19 protein-coding genes are annotated in these 24756 nt (G+C 39.1%); 14 read left to right on the top strand and 5 right to left on the bottom strand.

The genetic code is table 11. The features are described 5' to 3' along the window. The first annotated feature begins 25 nt into the window (after positions 1–25). The 6 genes from CZ225_RS06495 to CZ225_RS06520 all read left to right on the top strand — a co-directional run bounded on the left by CZ225_RS06495 (position 26) and on the right by CZ225_RS06520 (position 12671). Positions 26–3172, top strand: a complete 3147-nt coding sequence (locus CZ225_RS06495; RefSeq protein WP_077153434.1) for a SusC/RagA family TonB-linked outer membrane protein — start codon at positions 26–28, stop codon at positions 3170–3172. 23 nt (positions 3173–3195) lie between these two features. Continuing rightward, the gene (locus tag CZ225_RS06500; protein ID WP_077153435.1) at positions 3196–5154 is read left to right on the top strand and encodes a RagB/SusD family nutrient uptake outer membrane protein; all 1959 of its coding nucleotides are present in this window, start codon (positions 3196–3198) and stop codon (positions 5152–5154) included. 23 nt (positions 5155–5177) lie between these two features. Then, positions 5178–6518 (top strand): BT_3987 domain-containing protein, encoded by a 1341-nt coding sequence (locus CZ225_RS06505; protein ID WP_077153436.1) that lies wholly within the window; start codon positions 5178–5180, stop codon positions 6516–6518. 85 nt (positions 6519–6603) lie between these two features. Continuing rightward, entirely contained in the window at positions 6604–7896 is a 1293-nt protein-coding gene (locus CZ225_RS06510; RefSeq protein WP_159441756.1) for a glycoside hydrolase family 76 protein, read from the top strand. Positions 7897–8294: 398 nt separating this feature from the next. Beyond that, complete coding sequence (locus CZ225_RS06515) at positions 8295–9827, top strand: GDSL-type esterase/lipase family protein (RefSeq protein WP_159441757.1); 1533 nt, start codon at positions 8295–8297, stop codon at positions 9825–9827. 36 nt (positions 9828–9863) lie between these two features. Next, complete coding sequence (locus tag CZ225_RS06520; protein WP_077153439.1) at positions 9864–12671, top strand: sugar-binding domain-containing protein; 2808 nt, start codon at positions 9864–9866, stop codon at positions 12669–12671. Between the two features lie 213 nt (positions 12672–12884). Here the strand turns inward: CZ225_RS06520 and CZ225_RS06525 are convergent, their stop codons facing one another. The 4 genes from CZ225_RS06525 to CZ225_RS06540 all read right to left on the bottom strand — a co-directional run bounded on the left by CZ225_RS06525 (position 12885) and on the right by CZ225_RS06540 (position 17127). Next, positions 12885–13388 (bottom strand): GDYXXLXY domain-containing protein, encoded by a 504-nt coding sequence (locus CZ225_RS06525; protein WP_077153440.1) that lies wholly within the window; start codon positions 13386–13388, stop codon positions 12885–12887. Next, the gene (locus CZ225_RS06530; RefSeq protein ID WP_077153441.1) at positions 13375–14334 is read right to left on the bottom strand and encodes a DUF4401 domain-containing protein; all 960 of its coding nucleotides are present in this window, start codon (positions 14332–14334) and stop codon (positions 13375–13377) included. Before CZ225_RS06530 ends, CZ225_RS06525 begins: the two co-directional genes overlap by 14 nt. After that, the gene (locus CZ225_RS06535; RefSeq protein WP_077153442.1) at positions 14321–15238 is read right to left on the bottom strand and encodes a DUF2157 domain-containing protein; all 918 of its coding nucleotides are present in this window, start codon (positions 15236–15238) and stop codon (positions 14321–14323) included. Before CZ225_RS06535 ends, CZ225_RS06530 begins: the two co-directional genes overlap by 14 nt. Before the next feature lie 149 nt (positions 15239–15387). After that, positions 15388–17127 carry a thiamine pyrophosphate-dependent enzyme gene (locus CZ225_RS06540; protein ID WP_077153443.1) on the bottom strand — a complete coding sequence of 580 codons (1740 nt, stop codon included), beginning with the start codon at positions 17125–17127 and terminating at the stop codon, positions 15388–15390. 236 nt (positions 17128–17363) lie between these two features. On the opposite strand from CZ225_RS06540, the gene CZ225_RS06545 reads away from it, so the two are divergent. Beyond that, positions 17364–17582: a winged helix-turn-helix domain-containing protein gene (locus tag CZ225_RS06545; RefSeq protein ID WP_077153444.1), complete on the top strand. Its 219-nt coding sequence runs from the start codon at positions 17364–17366 to the stop codon at positions 17580–17582. A 185-nt stretch (positions 17583–17767) separates the two neighbouring features. Here the strand turns inward: CZ225_RS06545 and CZ225_RS06550 are convergent, their stop codons facing one another. Further along, positions 17768–18178 carry a DUF6249 domain-containing protein gene (locus CZ225_RS06550; RefSeq protein ID WP_129585758.1) on the bottom strand — a complete coding sequence of 137 codons (411 nt, stop codon included), beginning with the start codon at positions 18176–18178 and terminating at the stop codon, positions 17768–17770. A 154-nt stretch (positions 18179–18332) separates the two neighbouring features. Between CZ225_RS06550 and CZ225_RS06555 the strand changes: the two genes are divergently transcribed. From CZ225_RS06555 to CZ225_RS06585, 7 genes are all read left to right on the top strand, one after another. Beyond that, on the top strand, positions 18333–18896 hold the full coding sequence (locus CZ225_RS06555) for an RNA polymerase sigma factor (protein ID WP_077153445.1): 564 nt from the start codon (positions 18333–18335) through the stop codon (positions 18894–18896). Then, positions 18880–19227: a hypothetical protein gene (locus CZ225_RS06560; RefSeq protein WP_077153446.1), complete on the top strand. Its 348-nt coding sequence runs from the start codon at positions 18880–18882 to the stop codon at positions 19225–19227. The genes CZ225_RS06555 and CZ225_RS06560 overlap by 17 nt, the downstream gene beginning before the upstream one ends. A 45-nt stretch (positions 19228–19272) precedes the next feature. Beyond that, entirely contained in the window at positions 19273–20286 is a 1014-nt protein-coding gene (locus tag CZ225_RS06565) for a threonine aldolase family protein (RefSeq protein ID WP_077153447.1), read from the top strand. A 95-nt stretch (positions 20287–20381) separates the two neighbouring features. Continuing rightward, a complete protein-coding gene (locus CZ225_RS06570) occupies positions 20382–21572 on the top strand; it encodes a BamA/TamA family outer membrane protein (RefSeq protein WP_077153448.1) in 1191 nt (396 codons plus the stop codon). Beyond that, on the top strand, positions 21559–23262 hold the full coding sequence (locus CZ225_RS06575; RefSeq protein WP_077153449.1) for a phosphoethanolamine transferase family protein: 1704 nt from the start codon (positions 21559–21561) through the stop codon (positions 23260–23262). The genes CZ225_RS06570 and CZ225_RS06575 overlap by 14 nt, the downstream gene beginning before the upstream one ends. A gap of 83 nt (positions 23263–23345) precedes the next feature. Next, positions 23346–24314 carry a DnaJ C-terminal domain-containing protein gene (locus CZ225_RS06580; protein WP_077153450.1) on the top strand — a complete coding sequence of 323 codons (969 nt, stop codon included), beginning with the start codon at positions 23346–23348 and terminating at the stop codon, positions 24312–24314. A gap of 14 nt (positions 24315–24328) precedes the next feature. Continuing rightward, the gene (locus CZ225_RS06585) at positions 24329–24643 is read left to right on the top strand and encodes a chaperone modulator CbpM (protein ID WP_077153451.1); all 315 of its coding nucleotides are present in this window, start codon (positions 24329–24331) and stop codon (positions 24641–24643) included. The last annotated feature ends 113 nt before the right edge of the window (positions 24644–24756 follow it).

The following is a 24756-nucleotide window of genomic DNA, read 5'->3' on the forward strand; positions in this document are numbered from 1 at the left end:
TAAATGTCTAATTCAAAATGAAAACATGGGAAAAAATTGTTTGCTTGACAGAACTGCTTGGTTGAAGCGACCTATCTTCTGTTTATTATTGACCTGCCCTGTTTCTGTAATTGTTGCCGATAACGTAGCAACACAGACAAGTATGAAAAACACAGAAATACTTGAAACTACGCAGCAAAAAGTAGAAACACGTACAGTGGTAGGTACAGTTGTTGATAAGTCCGATAATATGCCTGTTATCGGTGCAAATATAAAAATTAAAGATAAGAAGATCGGAGTAATCACTGATGAAGAGGGTCGCTTTTCTATTCAAGTGCCAAGAGGAAAAGAGACTGTATTGGAAATCAGTTATATTGGTTATCAAACACAGACTATATTCATCACCGATCAAGGTGAAGTAAATGTGAAAATGGTATCAGATAACGAAATGCTGGATGAAGTTATAGTTGTAGGAGCCGGTACACAGAGAAAGGTTTCTGTGACAGGAGCTATCACTACTATCAAGGGCTCGGACTTGAGAACACCTACTTCTTCATTGACCAATAGCCTCGCTGGTAAACTGGCCGGTATTGTTGCTTACAGTACTAGTGGCGAGCCGGGGTCTACTTCAGGTTTCTACATCCGCGGTATCGGGAGTTTCGCAGGACGTACAACACCATTGATTTTGTTAGACGGAGTGGAAATTTCAAGTGGAGACTTGGACCGTATTCCTGCTGAAAATATCGAAGGCTTTTCCTTATTAAAAGATGCTTCTGCTACAGCTATTTACGGTGCACGTGGTGCTAATGGCGTAATGTTGGTAACAACCAAGAACGGAGAACTGAACCAAAAAGCAAGAATCAACGTGACTTTTGAAGCTTCCATGCAACAGCCGATGCAATTTGTAGACTATGTAAATGGAGCACGTTGGATGGAAACATATAACGAGGCTTCCATAGCACGTGGTGGAAAAGCTCAATATTCAGATGAAGATATTGAAATGACTCGCAGCCATTTGTATCCGTACCGTTATCCGGATGTAGATTGGCAGGATGTTATGTTTAAAAAGTCTACTTGGAACCAACGTGCTAATATCAATATATCCGGTGGTGGTTCACGTATCACCTACTATATGAGTTTGCAGGCAAACCATGATACTGGTATGCTGGATATTCCAAAGACATATTCCTATAATAACAACATCAACCGTTGGAATTACATTTTCCAAAATAACCTGACTTATCAACTGACATCAACGACCAAACTGGGATTAAGAATGAATGCTCAGATTGGTAACCTGAAAGGTCCGGGATATTCTACATCGGATTTGTTTAATGCTTCGCGTGATACAAACCCTACTGCTTTTCCTGCCACCTTTCCGGCTCGTGAAGACGACGAACATATTCGGTTTGGTAACGATTGGGTTGTTTCCAACAATGACTTATATACGAACCCTTATGCTAAAATGTTAAGCAGTTTCAAGGAAGAAAATTATAATACCCTGAATACAGCCATGAACATTGAGCAAAAACTTGATTTTATTACCGAAGGACTGAAGGCAACCGCATTGGTAAACTTCAAGAATTGGTCTACTACTAACTATACCCGTTCTATCGATCCTTACTATTATCGTATGATAAAGAGTACATGGGATTTGAACAATCCGGATGTATTTGACTTGGAACGTGTAGGAAACTCCGGTACAGACTATATCAATGAGCATGATAATGGATACGGCTCCAACCAGACTTTCTATTTTGATGCACGTTTGGATTACAATCGCACATTCGGATATCATGGTGTATCGGGAATGTTGATGTATATGCAACGTGAATATCGTAGTGGTGTTCGTCCGAATCGTTTGCAAGGATTCTCCGGTCGTTTTACTTACGACTATAAACACAAATATCTGGCAGAATTCAACTTCGGTTATAATGGTACGGAACGTCTGGCAAAAGGCGATCGTTTTGAGTTTTTCCCGGCTATGTCTGTAGGATGGGTTCCAAGTGGCGAAGATTTCTGGGAACCATTACAAGATTACATTAACTTTTTCAAAATACGCGGCTCGTACGGTGTTGTGGGTAACGATGAAATGGACGAAGGTGCCGGACACTTCTTGTATGTAGACAATGTAATCTTGAATGGTGGTGGTTATCACACCGGTTACGATGGTGAATACAGTTACAATGGTCCTGGCTTTAATACTTTAGCCGTTGAAGGTGCTTGTTGGGAACGTGTGAACAAGTTGAATATTGGTGTGGACATGGAATTGTTCAACCAACTGAGTATTACTTTTGACTGGTTCTACGATCATCGCCACAAAATCTTTATGAAACGTGGTTCTTGGCCTACATTGCTGGGATATTTTGGAGCGACACCGTGGAGTAATGTCGGTAAGGTAGATAATCAAGGACTCGAATTGAGTGTGAACTGGAAAAAAGAAGTAATCAAAGATTTAAGAGTGGATCTTCGTGGTAACTTTACTTATAATAAAAATAAATTCAAGTACTACGATGAACCTAAATACGAAACTGAGTGGACAAGAAAAGCTGGATTGCCGTTGAGCTATATGTGGGGATTTGTTTCGGAAGGTTACTTCACCAGTGAAGATGAAATCAAACATTGGCCGGATCAGTCAGGATTGGGAAGCCAACCTAAACCGGGTGACCTGAAATATCGTGATATAAACGGTGACGGTGTTATCAACTCTTCCGATGGAATTATGCTGTCTCCATATGGATCTATGCCTCGTATTCAATATGGTTTGGGATTGAATGTAATTTATAAGAAATTAGACTTTGGTGTATTCTTTAACGGTTCGGCTCAGCGGAATATAATGATTAATGGGGCTATGACAGCGTTTGGTGAACGAAATAACAACGTGATGAAATGGATTGCAGATGACCACTGGTCAATCGACAATCCAAATCCGAATGCTCAGTTCCCGAGACTTGGTTTGAGAAACACTGATATTGCCAACAATAATCAGGGTAGCAGTCACTGGGTGCGTAATGGTAATTTTATCCGTTTCAAGACATTGGAATTGGGCTATTCTTTCTCACATTGTCGTGTTTACTTTAGTGGCGACAACCTCGCAGTATGGAGTCCTTTCAAGTTGTGGGACCCGGAGTTGGGATGGAATACTTACCCGATGCAACGCACATTCAACCTAGGAGTACAAGTTAATATCTAATCAATGTAAAAACAGACTGAATTATGAAATATAATATTAAAAATATCGCATTGGGATTTTCCTTATCCTTTGGTGTACTAGTATCATGCGATTATTTGGATGTAGTTCCACCTGAACAGGCAACTACCTCTGATACGATGAAGGACAGGAATAGTGCTAACGGCTTTATTAATTCTTGTTACATCGCTGTAGAATCGACAACTCCATTTCCATATAAAAACTATGAATGGTCTTCTGATGAATCAGTGCACTCGGGACAATGGAGCGAAGACAGTCAAAAGGCCGCTTGGAATCTTTATTCGGATACAAATGCTGCCGGTTGGTGGAATGCTTGCTATAATTATATCGGACATTGTCATATGTTTTTAAATCTGTTGGAGCAGTATAACAATCCGACAGGAGCTACTGAAGAAGATAAGGCACGTTGGAAAGCAGAAGCACAATTCCTGAAAGCATATTACCACTTCCGGTTGCTGGAAATGTACGGACCTATTCCCATTGTAGATGATCGTATGCCTCAATCTACTTTACCCGGAGAGTTCCCCGGACGTTCGCATTTTGATTATGTAGTCGATTATATTTGTAATCAGAAGCTTAATGATGAGACCATTAACGCTCTTCCGGATGTAACAAATGCACAAGAATGGGGACGTGCTACTTCTATCGCTGCATTAGCATTGAAAGGACGTGTACTGCTGTATGCTGCTTCTCCATTATGGAACGGTAAGTTCCCTTATCCAGATTGGAAAAATACAAACTATGAGACCCCGGGGTATGGTACTGAACTTGTGAGCCGTCAGGAAGATATGAGCAAATGGGATCGTGCCTTGGAAGCCAACTTAGCGGCCCTGAAAGCTGCTGAAAGTGTGGGTGAACGTAAACTAGTAGACATGGATAATGTGCCTAGTAATATACGTGATGTGCCTATTCCTTATATTGCAGGGGTTGATACTTCAACAGTTGAGGGTAAAGAGTTTGCCAAAAGAGTATTAATGCTTCGTACCATTACTTCTTCAAACGAAGATGATGGTAATAAGGAAATTATTTGGGGAGTATTTTTACAAGGTAGTAACGCATGGATGACTTTTGCACAATGTCCTCCTCGTGTTCTTTGTTTCAATGAGGCAGATAATAGATGGGCAGATGGTTGGGGGGCTATCAATCCAACACTTTATTCTATAGAACATTTTTATACAAAGAATGGAAAATTACCTGATCTTGATCCAAGTTTTCCAAAAGGGAATGAACGTTTTGAGAGAGCAGGTATCTTAGTGAAAGGGCATGAAAATGTAATTAAGCTGAACACTAATAGAGAACCTCGCTTCTATGCAATGTTTTCATTTGACGGAGATGATTATTCACCGATTATGAAAGACGGTGAGCCATTAACTATCAATATGCTTAGCAGCAAGGCACAAGGTTATGGCTGGGATCAGAATGGACGTAACTATATCGAAGGTGGATACCTTACTAAGAAATATATCTCTCCTAGTGTACGCTATTCTTCTATAGACGGGGCATCTGATAGCAAGAATTATGCAAAACCATTATTCCGTCTTGCGGAACTTTACTTGAACGTAGCTGAATGTTATGCAGCAAAAGGAGAGGTGGGAAATGCTTTAATTTATCTGAATCGGATTCGTGAACGTGCCGGACTTCAAGGATTGACAGAGTCCGAAGTTGCTGCTTCGGGAATGAGTATTACTGACTGGGTACGTAACGAACGTTTCATTGAACTTTGGGGTGAAGGACACCGATATTATGATGTACGTCGTTGGCTGTTGGCTCCACAACAGTTGAAAGCCGGTGCACGTGAAGGCCTGAACATGTTAGGCGCAGGAAAAGATCCAACGTTTGAGGCATTTAATAAACGGACGGTTATCAAACAACCGTTCCAATGGGACAACCGTATGTATCTATGGCCTATCGCATGGACTGAGATTTCTAATGACCCGCAGTTGGTTCAAGCTCCGGGATATTAATAATGACCTTAATAGCAATAGAAATGAAAAAGATAGTATACTTATCAATGCTTGCAGGGTGCTTGGTGTCTCTGGGTGCTTGCAACAGTTCGGAATATGACCTTGAAAATCAGATACCGGAGCGATATAATAAGATATTGTATTTGCAAACCACCGGTAAACAGGAGCTGACGCTGTATGATACAGGAGAAAACAACACGTTTACTTATGCTGTTATTAAAAGTGGAAGTGAACCGACGCTGACTGCTACTGCAGATTTAAAGGTGCTGACTCAACAGGAATTAGATGAACGATATGGTGAGTTGGAAGGCGTCAATTACAAAGTTCTGTCCGGAGATGCCTATTCATTGGGGAATTCACATATGGAATTTGCTTCACAAGATCGATATCAGAATGTGACTGTCTCTGTGGATCCTACAAAGGTTCAAGCAGATATGGAGGCAGACCCTACTGCAGTATGGGTATTACCCTTATATGCTACGAGTGAGGTAGACTCTATCAATGCAGATAAAAACAATCTGTTTCTGCAATTTACAAAGATACTAAAACCTGCTGTGCAATTCTCTAACACAAGAGTTAGTATTATCACAAAGCAGTATGGTTTGGTAGGGACATTTACACAAGAAGCTTTGTTTAAACTTGATGTAGAGAATATATCTTGGGATATTACTTGTAGCTTTACGGTAGATGCCGAATATGTGAATAATTACAACACAGAACATAAGACTACATATAAGCTATTAGATGCTCATTATTCATTTGCCGAGCAGATGGTATTGTCGAAAGGAACAACAGAAGCTCCGTTGGTAGTGACTATTGAAGGAGCTAATCTGGAGCCGGGAGATTATATGCTGCCTATTAAAATAAGTAATACCTCTTTATTCTTACCGAAGGAGGGTGAAGATGTTTATCCATTGACATTCCGCATTATGGGGACTCAATTGAGTAGAACAGGATGGACTGTTGTAGCCAGCTCACAAACAGTGGAAGGAAACGGTAATGGGGCAGCTTCCAATATATTTGATGATAATATCAATACTTATTGGCATTCTAAATGGGATAATGGATATCCTCCATTGCCACATGATTTGGTCATTGATACTAAAACTATGCACGAGTTCACTCAGATCTCCTTACAACGTAGGCTAGGATATAATTATGCGCGTTCTGGTTATTTCTATGTAAGTGATACGGGAGAATCTTGGCAGGAGGTTGGAACATTTACAATGGAAAACCAAGATGCTGTACAGACATTCAGTATAACTCCGACAAAGGGACGTTATGTGAAGGTAGAAGTTACCGAAAGTAACAATAATAATAACTGTGCAGCTTTTTCTGAGGTTTATTTGTATGGTATAAACTAATAATATAAATAGGGGGTGCCCTGAGAGAGGGATAAAAATGTCTATCGGAGGTACTCCCTTTGATTTATCAAATTATATTTGGCATATGAATATATTGAAAAGTTTATTGATTAGCTGTTTTGTTATGCCACTATTCATATCCTGCGGAGGCGACGATAAACCTATTATTGATGATGGGAATCCAATTGGCGGTGAAAATAACGGTGGAGATACAGAGCAACCGGTAACTCCGGCTGATCCGAAATGGTGGGGAACCGAAGAAATTCCTCCTACCTTGGCAGATAGTGCTTTCTGCTATTATAACAGGGCTTTTCTTCTGGATCGTCTGAACAGCAAGGATGGAAGAATTTACTATCGTCATCAGCAGGGGACCAAAGATTGGTCTTATTATTGGAATCATGCATTGATCATATTGATGGTGGAAGACCGTTATCAATGTGTGGGAGACGAATCTGTAAAGCCATTACTGTCGGAATTACTTTATTCTTTTTTGGAACACGAAAAGAATCCTGCAACAAACGATACGCACGATTGGACATGGAATATCTTTACTGATGACCTGCTTTGGGCCGGATTAGCATTTATTCGTGGGTATCAAATTACCGGCGAACCCCGTTTCTTGGAACAGGCAGAATGGGATTGGAACCATCTTTATAAGCAGGCTTATGATAACACCTATGGAGGGGGACTCTGGTGGAGCGTTAATAAAGAGAGTAAGTCCGGTTTGAGTAATAATCCTGCTGTATCCATGGCTTGCTACCTCTATGAAGCAACTGGTAAAGAAATGTACCTACAAAGAGCCAAAGAACTCTTTGAATGGCTTTATACACATTTGTATCAGCCTACGGGAGGAGTTGATGAAAACATTTCCGGTCCTGAACCCGGGAAACTGACCAATTCGTACAATGTATACAATATAGGGGCTTTTGTCGAAGCATGTAATGCATTATATCAGATTACTAAAGAGCCTATTTATGCAGAAACAGCCAAACAATGTATCAAATACGTGATGACGGAATGTGTAACTAATGAAGGGATAATGTCTGCTCATCGTTATGATGGTAGTTGGGAGTCTGAATTTTCGCGTGGTATGGGGCTTTTCGTACATGAAAATAACTTATGGAATTATGAGACTACTTATACAAAAGACCGGAAACCAATTACTTATTATGAATGGATGAAACTCAATGCGATGCTTTCTTGGAAAAGACGTAATAATGATAATCTTACATGGAATGAATGGGCGGTACGGACACCGGATGCACCTGTAGATGCTCCTTTGAAAAGAAAAGTATGGTCAGCATTGGAAATGGTAAGTATGGTAGTGATGAATCAGGTTACTCCGGAGACTAATCCTATGGGAACATCCGGGGAATAAAGAAGAGTAAAGCATGTCCGGAAAATTGACTAGATGGGTGATCTGTTCTTTTTTTATAGGAAAAAAGAATATTCAAGGATATAATCCTTCAAAAGAATGTAAGACAAAAGGAAAACAGGTTAAATAGGTATTGAATAAATAGGTATTAAATATATAATTCAATTTTCGCAAGTGGTTTTAGGCACTTCAGAAAGCTTTTATTTCTATGTTTGTAGAGTATTAATGATCTACTTGACGGGTATTAATAGTCTATTTGTCAGTTATTAATAGTTTGGAAATAGGGTCTGAATACACCTCAATAGGGCTATATATTAGAAAAAATACTTGTGAATATTGAATAAATGAGAAGTGATAAACCCCAAATTTTCAACTGGAAATTGACTATTATTTTATTGAAAATGAAAAGAATAAATTTATTATTAGGTTTTGCCTTTTTTCTCTCTCTTACGGTATGTGGTAAGAATGAAAATGGGAGTATGGAGGGTGAGGAATCTGCTCCGGCAGCAAGAACAGTGGTGAAACAACTCCCACCGGTAAGAGTTGTTTGTGTGGGTAACAGTATTACTGAAGGCTACGGAAATACAAGTCAGGAAAAAGCATGGCCTGCTCAAACCAATAAATTGTTGGGAAACGGCTATGCAGTACTTAACTGTGGAGTCAGCGGAACTACTATGTTTAAAAATAGTGAAGTTCCTTATTGGGCTACCCAAAATTTTAAAAGAGCTAAAGAAGCCAATCCGCAAATTCTGCTCATTGCTTTAGGAACGAATGATGCTCATCCATCACGTTGGAATAAGTTGAAACAGGAATTTAAGTCGGATTATCTGGCGATGGTGAATGAATTTCGTCAAGGGGGAAAGGATCCGGTTATTTATGTTTGTCTTCCTCCTCCTTTGTTCGGTCCGGCAAAAGCCGACCAGAATAAAGTGGTGGAAGAAGAATTGATTCCACTTTTGAAACAGATTGCAAAAGAAATAGGGGCTCAGGTTATTGATTATCACCAACCTTTGCTGGGGGCAAATAAGGAATTTCCAGATGATGTACATCCTGACGATTCGGGGGCGGCATTAATGGCTGAAATAGCTTTTCAGAAAATAAAAGAGATGCAAGTGATACAGCCTCACCTTTCTGTAAACAAAGGAGAGGAGAAGAAAGAAAGTATTGCTATAGTTGAAAAGGGAGGAACTGTGACTCTTGATCCACTTCCTAAAAATGGTAGCTGGCGTTGGGAAGGACCGGATGGGGTCACATTTAATGAGCGTGTCTTGAAACTGGAAAATATTAAACAGGGAGGTATTTATACAGCTATTTATACCAATGAGGCCGGATATCGAAGTGTGGCTAACTATCTGGTTTCTGTCAAAGGAGAGGAAGGACCGATTTTAATATCTAGTGTCAGAGATATGGAAGGTAAATGGTTAAGAAGTAAATTTATACGTGTCAATCCGGGGGGGACTATTACTTTAGATGTGCAGGCCGATGCTGTCGGTGAGTTAAGTTGGAGCTGGATTGGTCCGAATGGTTTCTTTGCAGGAACGCGGGATGTCACCTTATCACCAGTGATGGTCAATCAAGGTGGTGAATACACAGCCTCCTGCATTGACAGGTATGGTCGCCAAAGAAGCACGACTTTTACGGTGAAGGTAGAAGGAGAGGTGGGTTGTCCCGATCTTGTGTCTTACCTCAATAATGGCAGTGGTTGGCAGCAAGTAACTGAAATGGAGTTAAAAGCTGGTGACAATGTGACTTTTGGTCCCCATCCTATGAACGGTAACTGGCATTGGGAAGGTCCTGCGGGCTTTACTTCCGATCGGCGGGATGCTTCTGTACTTAATTTTAGTGAAGAGAAAGCTGGAAAATACGTCGGAACTTTTACCAATGTGGCAGGCTGCCGGTTGGAACTGGTTGTTACATTAAAATTGAAGAAATAAAATATATAGTTGCGTTAATAATAAAGAAATCAAACCATGAGAAGAAGTATAGTAAATTGGAGTGTTTTTATGGCTCTATTGTGTGTGGTATATGCTTGTCAGACAAATAAAAACTTAGGTCATTCTTTGGCGGGCGATTGGAGTTTTGCTTTGGACAGCAATGATATTGGCGAAAAAGAGAATTGGGCAACAAAGTCCCTTTCGGAACGTGTCAAGTTGCCGGGATCTTTACAGGAACAAGGGAAAGGGCATGATGTGGATATCCATACGCAATGGACAGGATCGGTGAATGATAAATCATGGTACACAGCGGAAGAGTATGAGAAATATCGGAAACCGGGAAATGTTAAAGTTCCGTTTTGGTTAAATCCTGATAAACATTATGTAGGTGTTGCTTGGTATCAAAGAGAAATAGAGATTCCCGATGCTTGGAACAACAAACGAATTCAATTTGAATTTGAACGTACTCATTGGGAAACTTCATTGTATATTGACGGAAAGAAAATAGATCATCAGGATGCTTTACAAGTTCCTCACAGATATGTAGTCAGTTCTTTGATCCCCGGCAAACATCTATTGACTTTGAGAGTTGATAATAGAATGCACATTGATGTCGGTTCCAATGCTCATAGTGTTTCAGATCATACTCAGTCAAACTGGAATGGAGTGATAGGGACGATAAATATGAAAGCGCTTCCCTCTATGGCTATCGATCATATACAAGTCTATCCTGATGCGAAAGCAAAAAAGGCGAACGTTAAAGTTTATCTGAATGGAAAGCCTGAGAATTCTCGTTTGGCACTGAAAGTTCTTTTTGAAGGTCGTCCGGTATTGAAGAAAGAGATAGAGGTTGCAACTAGTACGGGTGATTGTGTAGAAACTACGCTTGAATGGGAAGATAGTGTAAAGTTATGGTCTGAGTTTACTCCGAATGTTTATCGGTTACAAGCTGTTTTATCTTCTCAAGATGGAGCTAGCGAGAAAGAACTTAATTTCGGATTTCGTGATCTTACCGTCAATGGGACTCATTTTGATATTAACGGTCGTCCCCTTTTCCTTCGTGGAACATTGGAATGTTGTATTTTCCCGAAGACAGGTTATCCGGCAATGGATAATGACTATTGGGCGAAAATCTATAGTACATGTAAGAGTTATGGCTTGAATCATGTCCGCTTCCATTCTTGGTGTCCTCCTGCTGCTGCATTTCACGTAGCTGATAGCATGGGAGTATATCTTCAGGTTGAGTGTGGTGGATGGACTTGGGTAGGAGATGGCAATCCGCAGGATGAATGGTTGAAAAAAGAGAGCGACCGCATTGTGAATGAGTACGGAAATCATCCGTCTTTCTGTCTGTTGGCGTATGGAAATGAACCGGGAGGGGATAATCAAAAAAGTTATTTGAATGATCTTGTGGTTCATTGGAAACAGACTGACGGTAGAAGATTGTATACAAGTGCTGCTGGTTGGCCTAAAGTGAAAGACGCGGATTATTTTAATACGGATCACCCACGTATCGGAGGAATTGGACGTATAGAAAATATTCTGAATGTGTATACTCCCCGTACTGACTATGACTTTAGAGAACGCATAGAGAAAGATATGCCGACGGTAAGTCATGAGGTTGGTCAGTGGTGTGTATATCCCGACTTTAAGGAAATTGATAAATATACAGGTGTATTGAAAGCCAAAAACTTTGAAATCTTTAGAGAAACCTTAAATGAAAAAGGGTTGGGGGATATGGCTGAGAAGTATTTGTATGCTTCCGGTCGTTTACAAACCTTGTGCTATAAAATGGATATAGAAGCTGCTCTGCGGACTCCTGGCTTTGCGGGATTCCAGCTTTTGGATTTACATGATTTTCCCGGTCAGGGAACTGCCTTGGTAGGAGTATTGAATCCTTTCTGGGAAAGCAAAGGTTATGTGGATGATAAAGAGTTTAGTACCTTCTGTAATCAAACCGTACCTTTAGCGAGAATGGCTAAATTAGTGTGGAACAATAACGAACAATTGACAGCAGATATAGAGTTTGCTCATTTTGGAGAGAAACCTTTGAATGATGTGACTGTTGTGTGGAATTTTGAAACAAAGGAGGGTAATGTTGTAAAGTCAGGTTCTTTCAAAACTGATCTTCCTATAGGAAACTTGATAGAAGTGGGTAGCATCGAATTACCTTTGAATACTTTCACTGATCCTACTCAGCTAACATTGAAAGTGAATATAGAGAATACCGAGATCGCTAACAGTTGGCATGTATGGGTATATCCTTCCGAAAAGAAAGAAATACAAAAGATGCCTTATATCACGTATGATCTGGATAACAAAGCCATAGAGAAGTTGAATCAAGGTGAAAATGTTTTGTTCCTTTCTTATGGTAAGGTAGTACCGGAAAAGGGAGGAGATATTAAAACGGCATTTTCTCCTGTTTTCTGGAATACAGCATGGACCAACAATGCTCCTCCTCAGACATTAGGTTTCTTATGCGATCCTAAACATGACGTCTTTGCTTCTTTCCCGAACGATGGTTACTCGGATTTTCAATGGAAAGATCTTGCTGTAAATTGCAATGCTATGATAATGGATGATTTCTCTCACGATTTCAGACCATTGGTTTATATCATTGATGACTGGTTCAAGAACCGGAAACTGGGTGTGCTTTTTGAAGGTAAAGTAGGAAAGGGTAATTTGATGGTTTGCAGTATTGATCTGGATACGGATTTGGATATCAGATTATCTGCTGCTCAGTTTAAGCAGAGTATTTTGGAATATATGGCTTCTGACAAATTTAAACCTCAACAGGAAATAGATTTGCAGGTATTAAGGCCTATGTTCCTAACAGAGAAATAAGCAATGTATGCTTACATATTGTAAATGTACATGCAGTATCTGACATCACTGAAAAGAGTAAAAAGAACCTTTTCAGGATAGTGACGGTATCTCAATAAAAGATTGACGGTATATGGTTAGGATGGTGACATTATCCTGACCATATACCGTCAGTCTTTTATAATGATGTTGTGGCTATCTGTGGATAGGTAATCATGCTTTTTTGATGGATTACTATTTATCCGGCTCCGGCTGAATCAGCTGAAATTTCTCATTATACAATCCGATCAGTAAGCTTTGTCCTTTCCCATCTACTTTCAATCCTCCATAAACGGCGTTTTCATAGACATCGGCTTGTCCTTCTTCAAAAAAGAAAGATTCTGCTCCGAAGAATAACCGGAAATCAACTACTTTATATTTGATAGCCAGCTCATTCTCTGATATAGGCTCTAGATTTTCTTGCAGACGAATGATTTGCCCCACTTGGTTACTGTCTGTTTTCAGAATAGCGTATCCATGTGCCGGTGCATTTTCTTGTAACAGTTCCGATCTTGCTTCCTGGTATCTGAGCCCCATATAGTCTCCTTGCATCAGAGAACGGGGATCGACCGGAGCTAATTGCAATAACACCAGTTGCCCGTTTTCCAGTATCTTTTCTTTCTGATAAACAGACCAATTGAAATATCCCAATAGAAGGATTAGGTTTGCGATAATCAGTATCCGGCTATATTTTTTCATGTTTCGTTCTTTTTTGAGTGAAGTAATACCAGGCTACTAGTAAAGCAACTCCTGTGAAGAAGAGAGTGATTGACTTCAGGAGTAGATTTAGATTCAAATCATAATAGTATTTCGAAATAGCATAGATGAATAGCAAGAGTGCGGTGGCACACTCTGTCCGGTAGCCATAATGGAAACATATCAGGATGAGAAGCAGACTACCTGACAGATAGGGAGTAAACAGGGTAGGCAGGCAGATGATGAGGCAAAGAGCATAAACTCCTGCTTGTTTGGCTATCGGCTTTATTTCCATCACTTCCATAATTTTGCGGACAATGATAAAAAAACCTGTCCAAATGGCAACAGATGGTATCCAGAAAAAGCCGATATCGATTATCCAGGAACGGATGGATAATATGGCTAATGATGCAACGCAGGAGACAAATAATCCAGCATGAAACGGTCTGTATTTGGCAAGGTGATTCTTAAAAACGAGAGAGACTTTTGTTTCGTATACATTTGTCAGAAGAAAGGCTGCTAATATAAGTATCATACCTATTTGCAGTAGCTCCCATGAGAAAGTTAGTTGGGATATTTCTCCAAGGAATGCAAAAGCAAACAGGATAACTGAAAGGAAGGGGAGGATGAAACCTTTTGAGAATAGGAAGGTAGGAACGCTGATTATCATCAGAATGATAAAAAGAAGTACCAAGTTTTGGAATAGGCCGTAGCCTAATAGCATAGCTCCAGCTACATAGAGGGTGATGTCCATGGCATCTAGAAAAGAAGCTGTAGAACTTCGGTTGATAAACAGTGTAGCAACTATTAGTATTACTCCTATTATCATTGCAGATATTTCCGTATCAATAATTGAGGATACAAACATAAAGCCTAGTAAGAATATAGCAGTCAGGATTCCTCCTATGATCGACAGGGCTTGGATTGTCAGGCTATTATTTTGTGCCATACCATTTCTTTTTTAAGTTAAGTACTGTATATATAAGTAGGGTAGTCCCGGTAAGAACTATCAGTCCACTCAGAAAAAATAGTGCTGATTCACTATGTAAATTACTGCGGATTATAAAGAGGAATAATAAAATCATCAATATGGCAAAAGGGATGGTAGAGAGATAGAACAGATTCTTCTGTTTCCAGCCAAACCATAATCCGACCGGGAATAGAAGGAGAACGCTGATCAAAGGAAAGATGATCATATTTTCGCTATCGTCTATGGCAATGATCATTTGATAACTGGCATGGATAATGGTGGCTACGGACAATAATTGGATAAACCAGCTATTATGTGTTTCTAATTTTCCTTTCATTCTCATCCATTCGGTGAGAATTGTAGCCAAAGCGCATATCCATGTGACGGCATTGGTCAGTAGGGCTACTTCGAGAATCTGATTGGGAACTATTTGCAGGGCATATAGCCATAAGGTGACACAAAATAACCCCAGAAAAGTGAACCAAAGTGGTGCGAAACGTATGGCGATTGCCCAAAGGAGTGTAAAAAGTGTCCATCCCAGAAAAAGATCGTACGCATCAGCTCCTGTCTGATAGATTTGCCCGAATACAGCAAAGAGAGTACCTATAAGAAATGTTGCTCCAGTAAGTATAATCTGCTTGGTGAGTAAATTCCATCGGGTAAAAACTGTCAGTAAGACAGAGATTGTTAATATCACTTCTACGATTCCTAATTTAGCAAATTTGGGTAGAGTATCCCAGTTATAGGCAAAGAAAAAGATAATACCCGCTACAGTGAAGCCAATGCCGGCAGCTAGTAAAAAGATGGAAAGAAATTGATTCCATTCTTTTTTATTTGCGTACATCGATTGGCGGAAGGGGGATGAAGAGTCCGGCTTTTCCATGTGTTTCTCTTTTTGATGATTATACAAACATAAGAAAATAAAATGATTTTATGCAAAGAAGCATATAAAAAAGGTATAATCTACTTGATGGTAAATGAAACATCAGGCAAACTATACCTTAATTAAACAAATGGTAAATCGCTTCTCCTTTAAAATACTTCTCTGATATGTTTATAATTTGAATTAATCGTATCAATGACTTCTTGTGTCCGTCCATTAATCAGGAGCTTATACATTGATTGTGCAAAACCAACCATTTGCCCTAATTCAATTTTAGGAGGCATAGCAAGTGCGTTCGGATCTGTCATAATATTGATCAGTACCGGACCGTCAATTTCGAAAGCATTATATAAAGTAGTCAATACTTCTTCCGGATCACTAACATTAAATCCTGTCATTCCCATTGCTTCTACCACTTGTGCAAAGTTGGGATTCAGCATATCTGTTTGCCAGTCCGGTAGACCGTCTACTTCCATCTCTAATTTGACCATACCCAAAGAACGGTTATTGAATACAATGATTTTGATTGGTAATTTATATTGGACAACAGTTTGCAAGTCTCCTAATGTCATCGATAATCCGCCGTCTCCGCATAGTGCTATAACCTGTCGCTCGGGACAAGCTAAAGCTGCTCCAATAGCTTGTGGCAGAGCATTTGCCATAGAACCATGATTAAAGGAACCCAACATGTGACGTTTACCTGTTGCCTGTAAGTAACGTGCTCCCCATACACAAGTCATTCCTGTGTCTACAGTGAATATTGCGTCATCCGAAGCTAATTTATCAATCTCTGACATCACATATTCCGGATGAATTTTATTAATTTCTCCTTTATCTTCTGTGTAGGCTGCTAAATCTTTTTTAACTCCTTCATACCGTTTTAACTGTTTTACAAGGAATGAATCGTTGGTTTTAGGGTTTAGCATACGTAATAATGCCTGGATAGTCATTTTAACATCTCCACAAAGTCCGATTGCTAATTTGGCACGACGCCCCAGACGTTCAGGTTTAATATCGATCTGTACTATTTTGATGTCATCAGGAAGGAAAGCCGAGTAAGGAAAGTCAGTACCTAACATCACAAGTACTTCGGCTTCATGCATACTATAATATCCTGAAGGCATTCCTAATAATCCTGTCATCCCTACTTCATAAGGATTTTCGTATTGTATATCCATTTTTCCTTTGAAAGTATATGCAACTGGTGCATTCAACTTTTCGGAAAGAGCAATCACTTCTTCATGTGCACCCCGACAACCGATACCACAGAAAAGAGTGATTCTTTCATGTTTATTTAGTAAATCAGCTAATTGTGCCAAATCTTCCTCTGCCGGACAGATTTCAGATTTTGTGGGATAAGCATGTGTGGAAGAGTCTACAGAGACGGAAGAAGCTTTAGCCAAATCTCCGGGAAGTCCAATCACTGAAACTCCTTTACGTGTAATGGCTGTTTGTATAGCCGATTGAAGCATACGGGGAAATTGTTTTGGGGTAGTTGCTACTTCATTGCAATAACTGCAATCATTGAATAGTTTGATTGTATTGGTCTCTTGGAAATATTCGGTTCCGAATTCATTGGTGGGAATTGTTGAGGCAATAGCAATAACAGGTGCACCTGATCGTTGTGCGTCATAAAGCCCATTAATCAGATGGACATGTCCAGGTCCACTGCTTCCGGCACAACATCCTGGGCGACCTGTAAGCTGTGCCTCTGCTCCTGCGGCGTAAGCTCCGGTTTCTTCGTGCCGAACGTGTATCCACTTTATCTTATCGTTTTTTCTAACTGCTTCATTTACTTCATTCAAACTGTCTCCGGTAACTGCGTAAATTCGTTCTATACCGGTATCTGCTAACGTTTCAATCAGTTGATCTGCTATTTTCTTTGCCATATCTTTATTGATTATTGATGGATAATTGGAATAATAACAGATGTTTATTAAGAAAAGTTCTACTTTAACGTATGCTGATGAACCTATCTTGAGAAAGCAGAACACTGTTTTTGTGTTAAAAGGAGTTTTGTAACAGTATTTTAGTAAAAACGAATAAACAATTGCAATATCAATTGGTTATTTTTACAGGTGAAATTGTAACTTAATGTTTTAACCTATAAAATTTTTAGTGTAAAATGGATAAAAATGAAATTGGACTGAATGCAGGTAAGGTTTGGCAGTTGTTAAGTAATAATGAAAAATGGAGCTATGGCGTTCTGAAAAGAATGTCTGGGCTAAAAGATAAGGAATTAGGTGCTGCTTTAGGCTGGTTGTCTAGAGAAGATAAAATAGAGTTTGACCAATGTGATGATGAACTATATGTATATCTCTGCGTGAATATTTATATAGGATAGTTTTTTATTTGGTGATAAATAGATGGTGTAACTTTAGCAAATCAATGATCAGGCAAATAAATTCCTGAAGGTTATTTGAGAAAGTAAAATAGATATAAAATTAAAGCCAACTGATATAATTTATCATGTTAGCTTTAATATGGTTTTTTGTGTCCTTTAGTTATATTATAAAAAGGTTGCTAAGATTATTCTTTCTGACGTTTATTCATTTTTGTTTCGATTAGAAAAGCGATCAAAAGTCCGAGACCTCCAAAGGCGAGGACACATGCACCGTAAATGATGCTAACTGCTTGATAATTATTTTCTTTATAAGTATATCCAGGAAAAGAAAATAGACAAATGAAAAATCCTAATAATAAACCTAGACCGATTCCTAACATCAGAAAACCTCCTTTTAATGGACCGAAGGAGAATTGAGAACGGGAATAATTGAGATTTAGAGAAAGATTACTAATAATATCTCCATTATTCAATTTGTCTCCGAGTTTTTCAATCATTGATAAACGTTCTTTTTTGCACACGAAGAGTTCGAACAATTTATAAATTCCTAGCGTAATAATTCCCACAATTAATGGGGCAATGATAAAATCCATCATAATCGTATTGTTTTTTAATGAGTAATTTCGTTCTTTGCATTATTTGACGCAAAGAATTCTGAAAGGTTACATCAATTTTCGATTAATTTTATATTTGATTTTTTCTAGTAAAACGATGTAACCTTTTGGAGAGAGATACGTCTAAAAGGACAAGATGGAACAGAAAGACGAAATAAGCTATGTGAAACGAATCTTGGATGGAGAAACAGAATTGTTTTCTGTATTTCTTGATAGCTATAGTCATTCTCTTTATTCGTTGATAGTACAGATCGTCAGATGTCCGGAAGATGCAGAAGAGTTGGTGCAGGATGTTTTTTTAAAGGCTTTTCGTCATTTGCAACGTTATAAAGGAGAGTGCCGTTTTTCTACTTGGCTTTATCGTATTGCCTATAACGAAGCGATATCCGCTACCCGAAAAAAGAAACAAGAATATTTCTGTATTGAAGAAAGTATTATAAATAATTTGCCTGATGAAAAGATAGAGAACCTAATGGATCCTACAGAAGATGAGGAGAAAATAATATGTTTGGGGCAGGCAATAGATGACTTGAATACAGAAGAAAGATTTTTGATAACCCTCTTCTATTATGAGGATAAATCTTTGGAGGAGATCAGTCAGATTATGAGTGTAGCGGTTGGCAATGTGAAAGTGAAATTACATCGTACGAGGAAAAAATTGTATGTTCTAATGAGTGAAAGATATGGAAATAAAGAATAATCCAACAAATGCTTTGAAACAGGCATTGGAGCGGAAGCAAACAGGAAAACTTTCTTCTAATTTCTCATTTCGGATGATGGAACACATTTATCGGGAAGCGGAGAAACAAAGGAAGAGAAGGGAAAGATTGGGTATTATAGCTCTTGGCACAGCTGTGCTGGCATTGATCGGACTGGGGATATACTATATTGTTTATTGCCTGAAACTGACAGATATAATGTGGGGAGTTTTTTCACGAGATTCTTCTTCATTCTCTTTTTATTTTTATATCAGTTTTATTGTATTGGTGCTTCTTGGATTAGATTATTGGTTGCGTAAGAAGCATATCTGAAAATAATTCTGTTACTTTGTATTCCGATTAAAAAGCGAAGTAACAATGAGAAGTTTTGCCTCTGATAATAATTCCGGAGTACATCCAATGGTAATGGATGTACTGAACCGGGCGAATGTAGACCATTCATTGGGTTATGGTGATGACAAATGGACAGAAGAAGCTGTCCGCAAGATAAAGGAAGCTTTCACTTCCGATTGTGAACCGTTGTTTGTATTTAATGGGACAGGTAGTAATGTGGTTGCATTACAGTTAATGACTCGTCCGTATCATTCTATTTTCTGTGCTGAAACTGCCCATATTTATGTAGACGAATGTGGTTCTCCGGTAAAGATGACAGGTTGTCAGATTCGTCCTATCATAACAGTTGATGGAAAATTGACTCCTGAACTCATGCAACCTTATCTTCATGGTTTCGGTGATCAACATCATTCACAACCCAAAGCTCTTTATATATCTCAATGTACTGAACTCGGAACAATTTATACTCCTGAAGAATTAAAACGATTGACGGACTTTGCCCATCTGAATGGTATGTATGTCCATATGGATGGAGCAAGAATAGCGAATGCCTGTGCTGCTCTGAATCTTTCTCTTCGGGAATTGACCGTAGATTGTGGAGTGGATGTTCTTAGTTTTGGTGGCACAAAGAATGGTTTGATGATGGGTGAGTGCGTTATTGTGTTTAATAAGGATTTGCAACGGGAGGCTCGTTTTATTCGGAAACAGTCTGCACAATTGGCCTCAAAGATGCGTTATCTTTCTTGCCAGTTTACTGCATATCTGACTGATGACCTTTGGTTAAAAAATGCAACTCATGCTAATGTTATGGCGGCAAAACTTTATCAGGAATTGAAGAAGTGCCCGGATGTTGTTTTTACGCAAAAAGCTGAAAGTAATCAGTTGTTCCTGACAATGCCCCGCCCTCTTATTGATCGAATGTTGCAATCTTACTTCTTTTACTTCTGGAATGAGGAAAAGAATGAAATCCGTCTGGTGACATCTTTTGATACAACGGATGAAGATGTGGCTGAATTTATACGACTTTTCAATCGTTAAAAGAGAAAAATAGAACAACAAAAGCCTTTGTAATCGTGTTGTAATAAGAAGTTTGGAATTAACTTTGTCCCAGACTTCTATTCTTCTTATTATATATGAACACTAGGCTAAACAGATATATATTTTTAGTGCTGCTATTATTCATACAAACGACTTTAAGCGCACAAACAAATTCTACTTCATTAGAACAACCGGTAGACTCAGTTGTATCTGTTGCCGATTCTATTCCGGTTAGTCGGAGCTTTTTCAAAAAATTTCTTGATTACTTCAATGATGCCAATAAAGAAAAGAAAAATAAGAAGTTTGACTTTAGTGTGATAGGTGGTCCCCATTATTCCAGTGACACTAAGTTTGGTTTGGGACTGGTAGCCGCAGGTTTGTACCGTACCGACCGGAATGATACAATCTTACCTCCTTCCAATGTTTCTCTTTACGGAGATGTTTCTACAGTTGGGTTTTATCTGTTGGGGATACGGGGGAATCATTTGTTTCCTCAAGAGAAATATCGCTTGAATTATAATCTTTATTTTTATTCTTTTCCCAGTTTTTATTGGGGACAAGGATATGATAATGGAGCAAATTCGGACAACAAGAGTGATTATAAACGATTTCAGGCTCAGGTGAAAGCAGACTTTATGTTCCGTATTGCCAAGAATCTATATATAGGGCCAATGGCAGTGTTTGATTATATTGACGGGCGTGACTTTGAAAAACCGGAACTCTGGGAAGGAATGGCAGCGCGGACGACTAATGTAAGTCTGGGTCTTTCTTTACTTTATGATTCACGTGATTTTCTGACTAATGCTTATCGAGGATATTATTTAAGAATTGACCAACGGTTTAGTCCGTCATTTTTGGGTAATAAATATGCTTTTAGCAGTACCGAATTGACTACCAGTTATTACCATACGATATGGAAAGGAGGAGTATTAGCTGGACAGTTCCACACTTTATTGAATTATGGTAATCCTCCTTGGGGACTAATGGCAACTTTGGGAAGTTCTTATTCAATGCGTGGCTATTATGAAGGACGTTATCGTGATAAGTGTGCGATGGATGCTCAAATAGAACTCCGGCAGCACGTGTGGAAAAGGAATGGAGTGGCTGTATGGGCAGGAGTGGGAACGATATTTCCTAAATTTTCCGGCTTCACTTCAAAGCATATTCTTCCTAATTACGGCTTTGGTTATCGTTGGGAGTTTAAGAAAAGAGTAAATGTACGTTTGGATTTAGGTTTTGGTAAACACCAGACCGGATTTATTTTTAATATAAATGAAGCTTTTTAAGAATATAAAGAAATGGTTAGAAAACCAGGAACACCTATTTTATATGTTCCTGTTTATATTGATAGTGCCTAACATTGTTCTCTGTTTTACAGAGCCGTTACCATTGATGGCAAAAGTATGCAATGTGTTATTGCCTTTTGCTTGTTATTATGTGTTGATGACTTTATCCCGGAATTGTGGGAAAATGTTGTGGATTTTGTTCTTATTTGTTTTTTTCGGAGCTTTTCAGATCGTATTGCTTTACTTATTTGGACAGTCGATTATCGCTGTCGATATGTTTCTGAATTTGGCAACAACCAATTCTAGTGAAGCACTGGAATTACTTGATAATCTGATTCCTGCTGTTATTATAGTGATTGTCCTTTATGTTCCGGCGTTGGTATTGGGTATGATTTCAATCGTTAAGAAGCGAAGACTTTCTATCGAATTTATACATAGGGAACGGAAAAGGGCTTTTATAGTTTTGGGTATTTCACTTATTAGTCTTGTGGGAGCTTATATACAAGATTCCCGTTATGAACTGAAATCGGATTTATATCCGGTGAATGTATGCTATAACGTAGCATTGGCTATTCAACGGAATGCATTGACTCAAAATTATCATGAGACATCAAAAGATTTCTCATTTCACGCTCGGACTACCCATCCCGAGAATGAACGCGAAGTGTATGTTATGGTAGTAGGTGAAACTTCCCGTACCTTGAATTGGCAATTATACGGATATGGAAGGGAGACGAATCCGAATCTGTCTAAGCAGTCGGGGCTAATCGCTTTTCCCAAAGTGCTGACGGAATCGAATACTACCCACAAAAGTGTACCAATGCTGTTATCCAATATAACAGCCTGTAACTATGATTCCATTTATCATCAGAAAGGAATCATAACCACTTTTAAAGAGGCAGGTTTTCAAACTGCTTTTTTCTCTAATCAACGTTATAACCGTTCTTTTATTGATTTCTTCGGAATGGAAGCTGACACTTCTGATTTTATTAAAGAGGATTCCGTTAGCTTAACGTATAATCCTTCTGATGATGAATTGTTGAAGTTGGTAGAGCAGGAATTAGCCAAAGGGGCGAATAAACAGTTTATTGTACTCCATACGTATGGCTCACATTTCAATTATCGCGAACGCTATCCATCAGAAAGTGCCTTTTTTACTCCGGATTATCCTGCTGATGCAGAGCCAAAGTATAGGGATAATTTGATAAATGCATACGATAATTCGATTCGTTATACGGATGGCTTTCTGGCACGACTGATTGGTCTGTTAGAAAAACAGCAAGTGAATGCGGCAATGATCTATACCTCTGATCATGGGGAGGATATTTTTGATGATTCCCGCCATTTGTTTTTGCACGCTTCACCTGTTCCTTCTTATTATCAACTTCATGTACCTTTTCTAGTCTGGATGTCCGAAAGTTATCGGACAACATATCCGGAACATTGGGAAGGGCTTACAAAGAATCAGAATAAAAACGTTTCTTCCAGTGGTTCTTTCTTTCCTACAATGTTGTATTTAGGAGGAGTGGAGACTGCTTATCGGGATGATTCGCAATCAGTGGCAAGTCCACTTTATACGATGAAACCTAGGGTGTATCTGAACGACCATAATGAACCCCGTCCCTTGGATGATTTGGGTATGAAAAAGCAGGACTTCCAGATGTTGAAACAGAAGGATATTAACTACTGATAAATTGTGCTAAAATAGACATCAAAAAGACCTGTTGGTGTGTTATTTGCGGTATGAATAATAAACGATTAAATTCATAAAACATGGCTTATATAGATTATTATCAGATTCTTGGGGTGGATAAGAGTGCTTCTCAGGATGATATTAAGAAGGCCTACCGCAAGTTAGCCAGGAAGTATCACCCTGACCTGAATCCTAATGACCCAAGTGCAAAGGATAAGTTTCAGCAAATCAATGAAGCCAATGAAGTACTAAGTGATCCGGAAAAACGTAAGAAATACGATGAGTATGGCGAACATTGGAAACATGCTGATGAGTTTGAAGCACAGAAGAAAGCACGGCAACAAGCGGGAGGCTTTGGTGGCGGTGGACATGGCTTTGGCGGATTCGGTGGTGCCGGACAAGGTTTCACTGATGGTGATGGAAGCTATTGGTATTCTTCTGATGGTGATGGCTTTTCTGGTGGTAATGCCAGTGGTTTCTCCGACTTCTTTGAATCGATGTTTGGGCAACGGGGCAGGGGGCAAGGTAGTAATGCCGGATTCCGCGGACAGGACTTCAATGCTGAACTTCATTTATCGCTTCGTGATGCGGCTCAAACTCATAAACAGATTTTGACCGTTAATGGAAAACAAGTGCGTATTACTATTCCTGCCGGTGTAGCCGATGGACAAGTCATTAAATTGAAAGGTTACGGTGGTGAAGGTGTCAATGGCGGACCTGCGGGAGATCTGTACATCACATTTGTGATTGCCGAAGATCCTGTATTCAAACGGTTGGGAGATGACTTGTATGTCGATGTGGAGGTAGACCTTTACACTGCTGTATTGGGTGGTGAAAAACTGATTGATACATTGGATGGAAAGGTGAAACTGAAGATTAAACCGGAAACTCAGAATGGAACGAAAGTTCGTTTGAAAGGTAAAGGATTCCCGGTCTATAAGAAAGAAGGACAGTTTGGTGACTTGATTGTGACCTATTCTGTCAAGATTCCTACGAACTTGACAGATAAACAGAAAGAATTGTTCCGTCAATTACAGAGTATGAACTAAAATGAATGAGCACTATGCAGACCGAATTAATTATTGTCAGTGAATACTGTCACAAATGTCATATTGAGCCTTCATTTATAGATTTGTTGGAAGAAGGTGGTTTGATTGAAGTACGTGCCGAAGGTGGCGAGCATTATCTGCTCGTGTCACAACTTCCTGAGGTGGAGCGTTATAGTCGGATGTATTATGACTTATCCATTAATATGGAAGGTATCGACGCTATTCATCATTTGCTGGAAAGAATGGAAGATATGAGACGTGAACTAGATTCACTTCATAAACAACTTTTGCTGTATCGAGGACATGAAATCGAAGATATAGATTGGTGATAAAATGAAGCCTCTGTTTGATAGAAACGGAGGCTCTATTTAGGGATATTCGTAAAATAATAAAATTTAAGGCAACTAATTCATTGCGAGTTAGTTGCCTTTTTTGTATCTTT

The sequence above is a fragment of the Bacteroides bouchesdurhonensis genome, from assembly GCF_900155865.1.
Lineage (GTDB): Bacteria > Bacteroidota > Bacteroidia > Bacteroidales > Bacteroidaceae > Bacteroides > Bacteroides bouchesdurhonensis.

Coding starts and splice junctions, on each gene's coding strand:
- CZ225_RS06495 (WP_077153434.1), top strand. CDS start 26: ATGGGAAAAAATTGTTTGCTTGACAGAACTGCTTGGTTGAAGCGACCT.
- CZ225_RS06500 (WP_077153435.1), top strand. CDS start 3,196: ATGAAATATAATATTAAAAATATCGCATTGGGATTTTCCTTATCCTTT.
- CZ225_RS06505 (WP_077153436.1), top strand. CDS start 5,178: ATGAAAAAGATAGTATACTTATCAATGCTTGCAGGGTGCTTGGTGTCT.
- CZ225_RS06510 (WP_159441756.1), top strand. CDS start 6,604: ATGAATATATTGAAAAGTTTATTGATTAGCTGTTTTGTTATGCCACTA.
- CZ225_RS06515 (WP_159441757.1), top strand. CDS start 8,295: ATGAAAAGAATAAATTTATTATTAGGTTTTGCCTTTTTTCTCTCTCTT.
- CZ225_RS06520 (WP_077153439.1), top strand. CDS start 9,864: ATGAGAAGAAGTATAGTAAATTGGAGTGTTTTTATGGCTCTATTGTGT.
- CZ225_RS06525 (WP_077153440.1), bottom strand. CDS start 13,388: ATGAAAAAATATAGCCGGATACTGATTATCGCAAACCTAATCCTTCTA.
- CZ225_RS06530 (WP_077153441.1), bottom strand. CDS start 14,334: ATGGCACAAAATAATAGCCTGACAATCCAAGCCCTGTCGATCATAGGA.
- CZ225_RS06535 (WP_077153442.1), bottom strand. CDS start 15,238: ATGGAAAAGCCGGACTCTTCATCCCCCTTCCGCCAATCGATGTACGCA.
- CZ225_RS06540 (WP_077153443.1), bottom strand. CDS start 17,127: ATGGCAAAGAAAATAGCAGATCAACTGATTGAAACGTTAGCAGATACC.
- CZ225_RS06545 (WP_077153444.1), top strand. CDS start 17,364: ATGGATAAAAATGAAATTGGACTGAATGCAGGTAAGGTTTGGCAGTTG.
- CZ225_RS06550 (WP_129585758.1), bottom strand. CDS start 18,178: ATGATGGATTTTATCATTGCCCCATTAATTGTGGGAATTATTACGCTA.
- CZ225_RS06555 (WP_077153445.1), top strand. CDS start 18,333: ATGGAACAGAAAGACGAAATAAGCTATGTGAAACGAATCTTGGATGGA.
- CZ225_RS06560 (WP_077153446.1), top strand. CDS start 18,880: ATGGAAATAAAGAATAATCCAACAAATGCTTTGAAACAGGCATTGGAG.
- CZ225_RS06565 (WP_077153447.1), top strand. CDS start 19,273: ATGAGAAGTTTTGCCTCTGATAATAATTCCGGAGTACATCCAATGGTA.
- CZ225_RS06570 (WP_077153448.1), top strand. CDS start 20,382: ATGAACACTAGGCTAAACAGATATATATTTTTAGTGCTGCTATTATTC.
- CZ225_RS06575 (WP_077153449.1), top strand. CDS start 21,559: ATGAAGCTTTTTAAGAATATAAAGAAATGGTTAGAAAACCAGGAACAC.
- CZ225_RS06580 (WP_077153450.1), top strand. CDS start 23,346: ATGGCTTATATAGATTATTATCAGATTCTTGGGGTGGATAAGAGTGCT.
- CZ225_RS06585 (WP_077153451.1), top strand. CDS start 24,329: ATGCAGACCGAATTAATTATTGTCAGTGAATACTGTCACAAATGTCAT.